The sequence below is a fragment of the Campylobacter concisus genome (assembly GCF_015229965.1).
GTDB classification, from domain to species: Bacteria; Campylobacterota; Campylobacteria; order Campylobacterales; family Campylobacteraceae; genus Campylobacter_A; species Campylobacter_A concisus_BD.
In genome coordinates, this window is the sequence record NZ_JAAKZB010000036.1 from 1 (window position 1) to 12,024 (window position 12,024).

The 12,024-nt window shown below is 39.8% G+C and carries 13 protein-coding genes; 9 read left to right on the top strand and 4 right to left on the bottom strand.

Translation table 11 applies throughout. The features are described from left to right. The 4 genes from G6W43_RS10180 to rarD (G6W43_RS10195) all read right to left on the bottom strand — a co-directional run. The coding region (locus G6W43_RS10180) for a hypothetical protein (RefSeq protein ID WP_194169730.1) at positions 1-245 on the bottom strand (245 nt) is incomplete at its 3' end. Between the two features lie 39 nt (positions 246-284). Continuing rightward, positions 285-737, bottom strand: a complete 453-nt coding sequence (locus tag G6W43_RS10185) for a hypothetical protein (RefSeq protein WP_194169731.1) — start codon at positions 735-737, stop codon at positions 285-287. Then, a complete protein-coding gene (rarD, locus tag G6W43_RS10190; RefSeq protein WP_194169740.1) occupies positions 730-1,617 on the bottom strand; it encodes an EamA family transporter RarD in 888 nt (295 codons plus the stop codon). Before rarD (G6W43_RS10190) ends, G6W43_RS10185 begins: the two co-directional genes overlap by 8 nt. Beyond that, entirely contained in the window at positions 1,601-2,488 is an 888-nt protein-coding gene (rarD, locus tag G6W43_RS10195) for an EamA family transporter RarD (RefSeq protein ID WP_009293763.1), read from the bottom strand. Before rarD (G6W43_RS10195) ends, rarD (G6W43_RS10190) begins: the two co-directional genes overlap by 17 nt. A gap of 143 nt (positions 2,489-2,631) precedes the next feature. Between rarD (G6W43_RS10195) and G6W43_RS10200 the strand changes: the two genes are divergently transcribed. The 9 genes from G6W43_RS10200 to mnmH are packed head-to-tail and all read left to right on the top strand — an operon-like array spanning position 2,632 to position 11,776. Further along, on the top strand, positions 2,632-3,972 hold the full coding sequence (locus G6W43_RS10200; protein ID WP_194169732.1) for a class II 3-deoxy-7-phosphoheptulonate synthase: 1,341 nt from the start codon (positions 2,632-2,634) through the stop codon (positions 3,970-3,972). A gap of 24 nt (positions 3,973-3,996) precedes the next feature. After that, positions 3,997-4,959: an NAD(P)/FAD-dependent oxidoreductase gene (locus G6W43_RS10205; RefSeq protein WP_194169733.1), complete on the top strand. Its 963-nt coding sequence runs from the start codon at positions 3,997-3,999 to the stop codon at positions 4,957-4,959. Next, positions 4,956-7,208 (top strand): hypothetical protein, encoded by a 2,253-nt coding sequence (locus G6W43_RS10210; protein WP_194169734.1) that lies wholly within the window; start codon positions 4,956-4,958, stop codon positions 7,206-7,208. Before G6W43_RS10205 ends, G6W43_RS10210 begins: the two co-directional genes overlap by 4 nt. Continuing rightward, positions 7,205-7,912: a tRNA1(Val) (adenine(37)-N6)-methyltransferase gene (locus G6W43_RS10215; RefSeq protein ID WP_194169735.1), complete on the top strand. Its 708-nt coding sequence runs from the start codon at positions 7,205-7,207 to the stop codon at positions 7,910-7,912. The genes G6W43_RS10210 and G6W43_RS10215 overlap by 4 nt, the downstream gene beginning before the upstream one ends. Next, on the top strand, positions 7,909-8,274 hold the full coding sequence (locus G6W43_RS10220) for a YkgJ family cysteine cluster protein (RefSeq protein WP_194169736.1): 366 nt from the start codon (positions 7,909-7,911) through the stop codon (positions 8,272-8,274). The genes G6W43_RS10215 and G6W43_RS10220 overlap by 4 nt, the downstream gene beginning before the upstream one ends. Continuing rightward, complete coding sequence (locus G6W43_RS10225) at positions 8,253-9,515, top strand: tetratricopeptide repeat protein (protein ID WP_194169737.1); 1,263 nt, start codon at positions 8,253-8,255, stop codon at positions 9,513-9,515. The genes G6W43_RS10220 and G6W43_RS10225 overlap by 22 nt, the downstream gene beginning before the upstream one ends. Then, complete coding sequence (trpC, locus tag G6W43_RS10230; RefSeq protein WP_194169738.1) at positions 9,512-10,297, top strand: indole-3-glycerol phosphate synthase TrpC; 786 nt, start codon at positions 9,512-9,514, stop codon at positions 10,295-10,297. Before G6W43_RS10225 ends, trpC begins: the two co-directional genes overlap by 4 nt. After that, positions 10,297-10,782 (top strand): HIT family protein, encoded by a 486-nt coding sequence (locus G6W43_RS10235; RefSeq protein WP_002942290.1) that lies wholly within the window; start codon positions 10,297-10,299, stop codon positions 10,780-10,782. The genes trpC and G6W43_RS10235 overlap by 1 nt, the downstream gene beginning before the upstream one ends. After that, complete coding sequence (gene mnmH / locus G6W43_RS10240) at positions 10,769-11,776, top strand: tRNA 2-selenouridine(34) synthase MnmH (protein WP_194169739.1); 1,008 nt, start codon at positions 10,769-10,771, stop codon at positions 11,774-11,776. The genes G6W43_RS10235 and mnmH overlap by 14 nt, the downstream gene beginning before the upstream one ends. Positions 11,777-12,024 lie beyond the last annotated feature (248 nt).

Consider the following 12,024-nt stretch of genomic DNA (forward strand, 5'->3'; position numbering starts at 1 on the left):
TAACAATTTACTGCACGCATATACTTATTAAAAGTTTGTTCATTTCTACCCGTTTTTGTAAATTCTTGTTCTAAATATTTTATATCCGCATTATCATAGTCAGTAAATGAATAAATTTTATTATCTTCTAAAAAACTAATGAAGTTTTTTAAGTAAGAATAATAGGCTTTAACGGAGCTATTCTCCATATATTTATTCTTATCGCAGTAGTCCTGAAAACCATCGTAATCTATAAATTCAAACACGCTTACTCCTTTAATTTTTAAAATTTAGCAAAGTCACTCTCACAACCCATCAAATTCTTTTTTTAGCTCGTCCCTTAGCTCTTCGGCTCTATCTTCGCCGTTTTTGAAATTTGCCTTTACAAAGCCATCGATCTCATCTAAAATTTCAACAAGTTTGCTCTCCCAGTTTGCATTTTCTTGCTTCAAAAGTGCTTCTAGCTTGTCTCTTGTCTGCTCGAGCTGATCAAGAGCTTTGTCCTTGTCGCTAGCCTCATTTAGCGCATCTTCAAAGAGTATGTCTTGCCTTAGAGCATTTATCTTTTTTAAGATGACATTGCAAAATTTAGGGTATTTCTCTGCGTTGCTTAAATTTTCTAAAACCTCTTGCGCAGCCTTTTGATAGGCAGGTACCGCCCCCTCATTGTCAAGCTTTTTGGTTAGTTTTTGTATCTGAAAATATAAAATAAGCGCTGCAAAAAACGCAAGCAGCAAATAAATCGTTACGCTATTCATTTTTACTCCTTTTTCTAAATTTATCCACGCTAATTATCGCTAAAGCCAGCCAGATCATACAAAATGAGACGACTTTATAGCCGTCTAAAATTTCGCCATAAATGAAGACCGCACAAAGGATCGCAATGGTTGGCGAGATGTATTGCAAGTAGCCAATCGTCGTTAAATTTATCCTTGTTGTAGCTGCGTTAAATGCGACAAGTGGCACGATAGTGACGATGCTTGAAGCGATCATTAAAAGTGAGTCTTTATTCAGTCCAAAGTGGCTTTGCGAGTGAAAAACCAGCCATAAAACATAGCCAAGCGCAAATGGAAACATAAAAAATGTTTCGATAAAAAGCCCATTAAATGCGCTAATCTTCGCCATCTTTCTAACCATCGCATAAAATCCAAATGAAAGTGGCAAGATGATAGAGACAAGTGGCAGACCGCCTTTGGCATAAATTTGCACGCAGACGGCTGCGATGACGATGCAAACGGCTATGGTGCCAGCTTTGCTTAGATGCTCTTTAAAGATGATGACGCCAAGAAGCATACTTATCAAGGGATTTATAAAATAGCCCAAACTCGTGTCTAAAATTTTGCCGCTACCCACCGCATAGACATAAACGCCCCAGTTTATAGTGATAAAAATACCACTTAAAAATAGAGCTTTTAGCGAGCGGATATCCTTAAGAAGTGCAAAAATTTCGCCCATTTTGCCACTGATGCAAAGCACTGCCGCCATCAAGAAAAATGACCAGATGATCCTGTGGGCTAAAATTTCATAAGCATCGACATCTTTGCTAAATAGGTTGAAATAAACCGCCAAAAACCCCCACATAAAAAAGGCGCTAAGCGCGAGAATAACGCCTTTTTGGCTCTCATTTAGTCTTGGTATTTTTGTCGCCTTTTATAGAATTTATACTATCTATCATCAAAAGTGTGACAGAGATGGCTAGGCAGATCATCAAAAAGTATGAGCTTTTCTCCAGTCTCTCGCCGATGGCAAATGAGACAAAAAGCATCATTATAGGCTCAAAATATGTAAGCAAACCTAGTACATTTATCGGCACGAGCGTGCTTGAGAGGATCTGGGCGATGAGGGCTATGCCGCTGATAGCACCAAGCAAGATGAGCAGATAGTAGATGTTTGGATTTTGGCTCATTACGTAGTCCATATCGGCTGTGAGCGCAAAATAAAATGAGAATAAAAACATAAAAATTATCTCGATAACAAAGCTTGAGAAATTTGCAAGGTTGTAGTACTTTCTAATGGTAAAATAGACTGGATAAAGGCAAAAAACTACAGCGCTCTCCCACGAGATGCCACCACTAATGACTGCTGTGCTAAAAACGCCAATGGCAGCGAAAAAGATTGATGCTAGCTTTGTCTTTGAGAGGTGCTCTTTGAAAAATATCCGTCCAAAAAGGACCATGACTATTGGCATGATGAGGTAGCCGATAGAGACTTTGAGCGCTGCGCCGTTACTTGGAGCCCAGAGATAGAGCCACATCTGAAATGAGACGATGAGCGAGGTGGCAAGCAAAACTAGTAAAATTTTAGGTTTTAGCTTTATTTTTAGAAGTAAAAATTTGAAATTTCGCTGCTGTTTTAACAAAAAAATGGCGGCGATGACAAAAGGCATGGCAAAGATCATGCGGTATCCAATAAGAGCTTGTGTGCTGATGGGGTTCATGAGCACTGACATGTAGTAGATGCAGTTAAATAAAACTGATGCCAAAAGCGAATAAAAAATGCCTTTTATCATGAAAAAAATCTTCTCTTTTTCTGGTTAAATTTAAAGTAGCGATTGTATGTAAAATATCTTTAATAACCCATTAATGGCTTTTATTTTTTAAGTTTTGCGTGATATAATCTGCGCTAAATCAAGGTAAAAGATAGGAAAAATTTATGACTTGGAACAGAGATAGTTGGAGAGAATTTAACATCTTGCAACAACCAACTTATCCAAATTTAAAAGAGCTAAAAGAGGCTGAAGAAAAACTAAAAGCACTTCCGCCTTTGGTATTTGCTGGTGAGGCTAGAAGTCTTAAAAATGAGCTTGCAAAAGTTTGCAATGGCGAGGCTTTTTTGCTTCAAGGTGGCGACTGCGCTGAGAGCTTTACAAATTTTAACGCAAACAACATCAGAGATATGTTTAAAGTCCTACTTCAAATGGCGATAGTTTTAACCTTTGGTGGTGGCTGTCCGGTGGTCAAAGTAGGCCGCGTGGCAGGGCAGTTTGCAAAGCCTAGAAGTAGCGACTATGAAGAGGTAAATGGCGTTAAATTGCCAAGCTACAGAGGCGACATCATAAATGGCTTTGAATTTGACGAGCAGGCAAGAGTTCCTGATCCAAAACGCATGATCGAGGCTTATTATCAAAGTGCTTCTACGATGAACCTCTTAAGAGCCTTTTCAAGAGGAGGTCTAGCCGATCTTCATCAGGTGCATAAGTGGAATTTAGGCTTTGTTAAAAAGCCAGAGATCGGCGAGAAATACGCAAAACTAGCTGATGATCTAACAAAAACTCTATCTTTCATGGCAGCTTGTGGCATCACTTCGGCAAATACACCAGCTATAAATCAAACCGCAGTCTATACATCTCACGAGGCACTGCTTTTGCCTTATGAAGAGGCGCTAACTAGGGTTGATAGCCTTAGTGGCGAGTGGTATGACTGCTCGGCTCACATGCTTTGGATAGGCGAGAGAACGCGCGGTATAAACGACGCTCACGTACATTTTTTAAGTGGTGTGAAAAATCCTATCGGTGTAAAGATCGGACCAAGCGCAAAGGCAGAAGATGTCATCGCGCTTGCAAATAAGCTAAATCCAGAAAATGAAGCTGGCAGGCTAAATGTGATAATCAGAATGGGCGCTGATAAAATTGGTGAAAATTTACCAAAAATTTTAAGAGAGCTAAAACGCGAGGGGCTAAATGTCGTTTATAGCATCGATCCGATGCATGGTAACACCGTTAAGACCTCAAACAACTACAAAACTCGTGAATTTAGTAAAATTCTAAGCGAGGTTAGAAGTTTTTTTGAAATTCATAAAGCTGAGGGCACAAGAGCAGGTGGCGTGCATCTTGAGATGACTGGCAAAGATGTGACAGAGTGCACTGGTGGCGCGCTAAACATCACCGAAAGCTCGCTAAAAGAGAGATACGAGACGCAGTGCGATCCAAGACTAAATGCTGATCAGGCTTTAGAGCTTGCATTTTTGATGGCTGATCTAGTTAAAAAAGCTTAAAATTTATAAAATTTGGAGAAAAATATGACAAATATTTATGATCTAATAGTAGTTGGCGGCGGACCTTGTGGCATAGCTAGCGTAGTAGAGGCTAAAAGAAATGGCTTAAGTAATGTTTTGCTCCTTGAAAAAGGTGACAACCACAGCCAAACGATCAGAAAATTTTATAAAGACAATAAACGCGTCGATAAAGAGTATAAAGGGCAAGATAGCACGATACATGGGCTAGTTTCGTTTGAAGATGGCACAAAAGAGAGCACGCTTGATTATTTTGACAAGCTACTTGACTCTGAGAATATCGAGGCTTTTTTTAATTCTGAGGTCGAAAGCGTAAAAAAAGAGGGCGAAATCTTTAAAGTAACTACTTCAAAAGCTGTCTATGAAGCCAAAAACGTGATGGTCTCTATCGGCAAAATGGGGCGACCAAACAAACCTGACTATAAGATCCCGCCATCACTAAATTCAGTTGTAAATTTTAACCTTGATAACTGCACAAATGGCGAAAAAGTTCTAGTTGTGGGTGGTGGCAACTCCGCAGTTGAGTATGCTATCGAGCTTTGTCAGTATAACAAAACTACGATCGCTTACAGAAAAGATAAATTTAGCCGTGTAAATGAGACAAATTTAAGCGCTCTTTGGGAGCTTGAGAAGCACAATAAGATAAAAGTAAGGCTAAATCACGATATAACCGAGATCGATAATGAATCAGGCAAGGTAAGAGTGCATTATGAAAATGGCAAAATTCGTGTCTATGACAGGGTTGTTTATGCGATCGGTGGCTCAAGTCCGGTTGATTTTTTACAAAAATGTCAGATAAAAACTGATGAAAAAGGCACTCCGATAGTTGATAGCAATTACCAAAGTAGCGTGCCAGGACTATACGTGGGAGGCGACATCGTTTTAAAAAATGGCGGCTCGATAGTAGTCGGACTAAATCACGCTCATAGCGTTATCAAAGATATCTTAAAAGGCAAGGCACAAGCTTGATAAATAAAATCGCACTAGCTATTGTTTGTCTGATAGCTGGCTTTTCTCTCTCGTTTTTGAAATTTCAAAAAGAGGACGAGACGCCAAAAGATACTAATCAAACGATTTACTCTATAAATTTTGATGATCTCCCTGAAGAAGAGAAGCAAAGATATGTAAGCAAAGACGATCTTTACGAGTATGGCGGCTACATCACGCCAAAGAGCTACATGCAAAATTTTGTTGATGACAAGGATCTAAATTTATCAGACAATGTAAAAGAGCTTCAAGAGCAAGTGCGCGAGCTAAGCAAAAAAAATGAAATTTTGGCCGCTGATAATGTCGATATGAGCGAGAAAAATTTAGACTTCATAAGCAAAATTTCAGAGATGAAAAGAAATATCGAAAATGAAAAAAACGAGATAGTAGAAAAAAATCAAAAGGCTCTTGGCGAGCTTGAGGCGCAACACTTTGAAAATATCCAAGCTTTGACAAAGCGCCTAAATGAAGCGCAAGCTGATATGATAGAGAGCTCAAAGGCTTACGAGAAAAAGATAATCGACCTTGAAAATGCGATAAATGACGCTAGAAATAGCGATGAGAGCAAGCTAAAAGATGCCAAGGCCAGCTTTAATAAATTTAAAGAGAGCTTTGAGGCAAACTACACCGCTTTAAAAGAGCAAAATAACGAGCTAAATGCGACGCTTACGCAAAAAGAGGCTCTTATAAAAGAGTATGAAAAAGCTCAAAGCGAAAAAGATAGAGGCGAGAAAAAAGAAATTTTGCTTTTAAAAGAGGAGATCGAGCGAGTTAAAAATGACGCCGACACTCAAAAATTTAGCTACGAAAAAGAGATAAATGCGCTAAATGATGGCTTTGAGACACAAAAGAGCGTTATGGAGGATGAGCTTTCTAAAAAGGCAAATAAGATAATCGATCTGCAGGAGGCTCTTGAGTCAAACAAGACTGCACTAAAAGATAGAATTTACGAGCTTGAAGAGATCAAGAAAAATTTAAACTCAAAAGATCTAATGGCACAAAGCTATAATGGCAAAAATTTAGAGCTAAATGCCTCGCTTGCGGCACTTCATAAGAGTTTTGACGATCTAAAACAAAAGAGCCTAAAAAGCGAACAAGAGAACAAACTTGCAAATGAAAATATAAGCTCGCTTAAAAAAGAGCTTGAGAGGGCAAATGCCCTAAATAAAAAGCTTGAAAAGCAAAATTTAGACGCAAATTCAACTCTAAGTGAGCTAAGCAAAAAGCTAAGTTTGAGTGAAGAGAGCCTTAAAAAGAGTGGGGAAGAGCTAAAAGCGCTTGATACGAAGACAACTAAATTTCTAAAAACGCTATTTGATCAAAACCAAACCATCTCTTTGCAGTCGCAGAAACTTGGCTCAAACGAGGGCGAGCTAAAGAATTTGAGCTCAAAGCTTGATCTAAAAGATGCAAAGATAAAAGAGCTTGAAGAAAATGTCACAAAGACAAGCCAGATGCTAATCGCCAAGCAAAACGAGCTAGAAACGCAAAAAAGAACGCTAAAGATCGACATGCAAAACTATGAAATTTTGCGCCAGCAGATAAATATGCTACAAAAAAAGATAGTAGATACCTCAACATTTTTAACCGACAACAACAAAAGTGGCGGCAAAAATTTACTAAGCTTACAAAATGAACTAGAAAATGCAAAGCAAAAGCTAAACGAGAGCAACAAGACGATCGAGAGGTTAAATTCGAAGATAAACGAGCTAAGCTCGAGCGGTCATAAAGGTGGAGCCGTAAATGCCCAGATCATCGAGCTTCAAAAAGATATCGAGCAAAATTTAAACAGACAAGACGAGCTTGAAAATGAAAATGTAAATTTAAAAAATATCTTACAAGCTACGACAAAGCCTGAGACCCCAACAAAGCTCGTCCTCATCTCTAGCATCGAGTGTGACGACATGGACGCAAAAGACAAAGTGAGCATAATGTGCAAAAACAGAGTGAGCGAGTTTTTGCAGAGATTTAACTCAAACTATATGTATGAGATCATCCCGATCGTGGATAAGAAAAATTTTGTCATCCCATCAAATGTCGCTCAAAATATCAAAAAAGATGACCTCGGCAAGCTAAACAACTACGTAAATTACGGCGTTGGCAAGGAGCGTGCAAAGGCTGCGGCTGAGCTTATAAAAGAGGAATTTGGCGACTTTGCAAGGATCAGCTTTAGCTCCGAAGTGATAGTAAAAGATGTGACGCGCGGCTTTATCATCAAGGTTTATAGATGATCTTAGCCCAGCTTGAAAATGGCTATCGCTACAACAGCGATACGCTCGTTCTTTATGATTTTATTTGCTCGGTCGTAGGCGAAATTTCTGGTAGGGTTTTGGACGTTGGAGCAGGGTGTGGGATACTTGGACTTTTGCTTAAGCGTGACTTTAAAAAGATAGATCTAAGCATGCTTGATCTTTTAGAGCTAAATAGCGAAATTTCAAGCTTTAACGCAAAGAGTAACTGCTTAGAGGCTAGAGCCATAACGGCTGATTTTGCAAATTTTAAAGATAGTGAGAAATTTGATCTAATCATCTCAAATCCGCCCTTTTATCATGACGGTGTTACAAAAAGCCAAAATGAGCACATAAAAGTTAGCAGATACGCAAGCTCGCTAAATTTAAAGGATTTTATAAGAGGCATAAGCGTAAATTTAAAGCCACATAAAAGGGCGTTTTTTTGCTATGCGCCAGATGATCTTAGCGAGATAGTGGCTTGCTTAAAAGAGTATAAACTAAATTTGGTGAGCTTAAAATTTGTCCATACCAAAAAGGATAAGCCAGCAAATTTAGCTTTGCTTGAAGTGAGAAACAACTCAAACTCAAAGCTAAAAGTCCTGCCGCCTCTTGTGATGAGCGAGGATGGCGCGCACACGAAAGAGGCAAGCGAGATCTTTAAAAAAGCAGATACAAACAGCGTCTCTTACAAGGAGATAGCGTGAGGGCTGATGGTTTTAGCTATGAGTTTGATCCTAGCTTTTGCGAAAGTTGCGGAGGCAAATGCTGCACTGGCGAGAGCGGCTACATCTGGATAGATGAGGGTGAAATTTTAAAATTTTGCGCTGCTTTTGATATGCTAAAAGATGAGTTTGAGAGCAAATTTTTAATAAAAGTGGGTGTAAGGCGAAGCATCAAAGAAAAGCCTTATGATGACGGTTTTGCTTGCATATTTTTTGATGAGAAAAATAAAAACTGCTCGGTTTATGAGCTAAGACCTAAGCAGTGCAGGACATTTCCGTTTTGGGATTATTTTAAAAGAAATTTAAAGGAGCTAAGAGCAGAATGCATTGGCGTAAAATTTTAATAATTTTTATAAGCGTATTTTTTAGCACACATCTACTTGCAGATGATAACAAAAGTGTAAATTTACGCCTAATGCAAGCTCTCATCTCGCAAGATAGTGGCGATGTAAATGCTAGTATCCAGACCTATCTAGGGCTTTTTAAAGAGACAAATCAAAAGACCTATCTAAAAGAGGCGATCAAGCTAGCCTTTGCTACAAAAAATGAAAATTTAGATAGCCTTATGAGTGAGGGCGAGAAGAGTTTAAAAGACGATAGCGATTTTATCAGGATCAAGGTTGCAAATTTAGTCAATCTCTCCAAGCTAAACGAGGCAAAAGAGCTGATGCAAGAGCTTGCCACTAAAGAGCCAAACGCTCAAAATTTGCTCATGCTTGGCACTATTTGTATGATGCAAAATGATACGGTAACGGCGCTAAAATACTTTGAAGAGGCATACTCGCTAAAGCCTGAAGAGGAGAATTTGCTCCGCATCGTTGATATCCTTTTAAACCGCATGGACAATGTAAATGATGCGACAAAATACCTCGAGAAATTCCGCGAGGAGCAGGGCTGCACTCAAAAGACATGCGAGCTTTTGGCTGAAATTTACTCTCAGCAAAGAAATTTCCCAAAGGTGATCGAGCTTTTTGAAGAGATCTACGACATCACTCACGACACCTCTTATCTTGACAAGATCGTGCAGTATTTTGTCTATGCTAAAAATTATAAAGCGGCTATTGAAATCTTAAAAAAATATGGCTACAACGACGCCACGCTGATGGATCTTTACGCTGCTACTGGAAATTTTGGCGATGCATACGTTTTGGCGGTTAAAATTTATAACGATAGCAGGGATCTAAATTTCTTAGCAAAGGCCGCCATCTACGAGTATGAGATGAACAAAGATAGTCTAGATGAGAAAAAGATCACTGATATCTTAGATAAATTTGAAGCTAGCGTGCCAAAGCTTAATAACGATATGTTTTTTAACTACTACGGCTACTTGCTCATTGATCACGAGATAGACCCTAGAAAGGGCGTGGAGATGGTGCAAAAAGCACTTGAGATATCGCCTGACTCGCCTTACTACGAGGACTCGCTAGCGTGGGGTTACTTCAAGCTTGGCGAGTGCAAAAAGGCAAAGGGCATAATGATTCACGCGATGAAAGATGTTGATTTTAGGACTTCAAAAGAGGCAAAAGAGCACCTGCATCTAATTGAGCGCTGCATAATAAATTTAAACAAAAGGCTTAAAAAATGATACTTGATGAGATCATAAAAAAGACAAAAGAGGATCTAAAAAAGCGAAAAGCTGACTATCCGCAGGAGTGGCTAGGTCGCTCGCTCGCATACAACCCATACGTGCCAAGAGACGTTCTAGGCGCACTTAGATCAAGTAAAGATGAGCCTATAAAGATAATAGCCGAGATCAAAAAAGCAAGCCCAAGTAAAGGCGTGATAAGAGAGGACTTTGAGCCGATAAAAATAGCTCAGGAGTACGAGCAGTACGCAAATGCTTTTAGTATTCTAACAGAGCCTCACTGGTTTAAGGGCGACATAGAATACATCACGCAAGTTCGCCGCTACGCCTCAAGGCCTATCCTTAGAAAAGACTTTATCGTTGATAAGTATCAAATTTTAGAAGCGCTTGTTTATGGAGCGGACTTTATCCTGCTCATCGCCAAGGCGCTAACTCAAGGCGAGCTAAAAGAGCTACTTGAGTACGCGCACCACTTGGGGCTTGAGGTCTTAGTGGAGACCCATGACGCGAGCGATGTGAAAAAGGCGATCTTTGCAGGAGCAAATATAATAGGGATAAATCATAGAAATTTGGATGATTTTACGATGGATATGAGCCTTTGCGAGAAGCTCGTGCCGCTTTTGCCAAACGGCAAGATAATAGTCGCTGAAAGCGGCCTTTACGAGCATGAGCAGCTTCGCGAGCTAAACAAGATCGGAGTTGATGCTTTCTTGATAGGAGAGCATTTCATGAGGCAAGATGATATAAAAAATGCCGTTAAAAAGATAAAGGAGGGCGAGTGATGCAGCACCTTTGTGCCCCTTGGAGAAGCGAGTATTTCAGCGCAAAAAAAGATAGTTGTGTCTTTTGCGAGGTCATAAATTCAAAAGAGGACGACGAGAAAAATGGCGTGCTTTTTCGTGCTAAGCACTGCTTTGGGATCATGAATTTATACCCATATTCGCCAGGTCACTTTATGATCATACCAAATCATCACACCGACAAGATCGAGGAGCTTGACGAGCAGACGTGGTTTGAGATGAGTAAATTTGTAAGGCTTGGGGTCGAAATTTTAAAGCGCGAGCTTCATGCTCAGGGCGTAAATATCGGTATGAATTTAGGCAAGGCAGCAGGCGCTGGCATAGCTGAGCACGTGCATTATCACCTTGTGCCAAGGTGGAGCGGGGATACAAATTTCATCACAACGATCGCCGATGTCAGGGTAAATGGCACTCCGTTTCATCCGCTTTATCAAAAGCTAAAAAAGGCTTTTAGTGGCGTTATTTGAGCTTGATATCGAGCAGTGGCTGGAAAAAAGGGGCGACTTTGAAGTCCTGATAGACGCTAGATCGCCACATGAGTATGCCTACTCGCACATAAAAGATGCTCTAAATTTATATGCGCTTGATGATGCTGAGCACAAAGAGGTTGGCACGATCTACAAAAGCGACAGGGCCCTAGCAAAGAGCCTTGGTGCAAAATATATTTGCAAAAATTTGCAAAATATCATCGACGAGGTCTATAAAAGGTGTAGGGTCGGCTCTGCGATCGGTATCTACTGCGCAAAGGGCGGACTTAGATCAAGCTCGGTTGGCTTTGTGCTAAGCATGATTGGGTATAGGGTTTTTAGGCTAAATGGCGGCTATAAGGCTTATAGAAATCATGTTTTAGAGTTTTTAGAGCGTCCTTTAAGCACGAAATTTATCACTCTTTTTGGCAATACTGGCTGCTATAAAAGCAAGCTAATAAGGGCACTCTCGCCATCAATCGACCTTGAAGCGATGGCAAATCACTTAGGCTCGGTCTTTGGCGCGATAAATGGCGCACAGCCTAGCCAAAAAAGCTTTGAAGACGCGCTCTTTGAGAAGCTCATCACGCTAAAAGATCAAATTTGCTTTATCGAGGGCGAGAGTAGAAGGATAGGCTCGCTAACACTTCCAAAAAGCCTTTATGAGGCGATGCGTTGCGGCATCTGCGTCGAGGTAAGCGCAAGTTTAGAAAATAGAATTTCATGCATCATAAGCGACTATAAAAGCGTGGATAAAGCATTTTTTGATGAGTGTATAAAGAAAATTTCACCCTTTATAGACAAAGAGGCCAGAGATGAGGCGGTGGCTAAATTTAATGAAAACGACATCGCCAAAGTGGCTGAAATTTTACTTACAAAATACTACGACAAAGTCTATAAGAAAAATGAAAACATTAGCGTTTTTATAAGCTCTGACGACTTTGACGAGGCTGTAAAAAAGCTAAATTTGATAAGAGCTAAGGCTAAAATTTAAATCCTTTTGGCACTTTGTTTGGGGGTAAAATTTATCTACAAATTTAAATTTGCTCTCTTTGGTTAGGTCAAATTTTCTTTTAAATTTAAAATATATCGGTTGTTGTGCTTAAAAATGGCTTAGCTTAAGGCGATTTTTATACTTTGGCATAAATTTCTTGCCATTTTTATGAAAATTTCTAGTTAAATTTATCTGGGTTGGCTGGGTTGGCTGGGTTGGCTAGGTTGGCTGGGTTGGCTGGGTTGGCT

Coding starts and splice junctions, on each gene's coding strand:
- trpC (WP_194169738.1), top strand. CDS start 9,512: ATGATACTTGATGAGATCATAAAAAAGACAAAAGAGGATCTAAAAAAG.
- G6W43_RS10225 (WP_194169737.1), top strand. CDS start 8,253: ATGCATTGGCGTAAAATTTTAATAATTTTTATAAGCGTATTTTTTAGC.
- G6W43_RS10185 (WP_194169731.1), bottom strand. CDS start 737: ATGAATAGCGTAACGATTTATTTGCTGCTTGCGTTTTTTGCAGCGCTT.
- G6W43_RS10200 (WP_194169732.1), top strand. CDS start 2,632: ATGACTTGGAACAGAGATAGTTGGAGAGAATTTAACATCTTGCAACAA.
- G6W43_RS10215 (WP_194169735.1), top strand. CDS start 7,205: ATGATCTTAGCCCAGCTTGAAAATGGCTATCGCTACAACAGCGATACG.
- rarD (WP_009293763.1), bottom strand. CDS start 2,488: ATGATAAAAGGCATTTTTTATTCGCTTTTGGCATCAGTTTTATTTAAC.
- G6W43_RS10205 (WP_194169733.1), top strand. CDS start 3,997: ATGACAAATATTTATGATCTAATAGTAGTTGGCGGCGGACCTTGTGGC.
- G6W43_RS10235 (WP_002942290.1), top strand. CDS start 10,297: ATGCAGCACCTTTGTGCCCCTTGGAGAAGCGAGTATTTCAGCGCAAAA.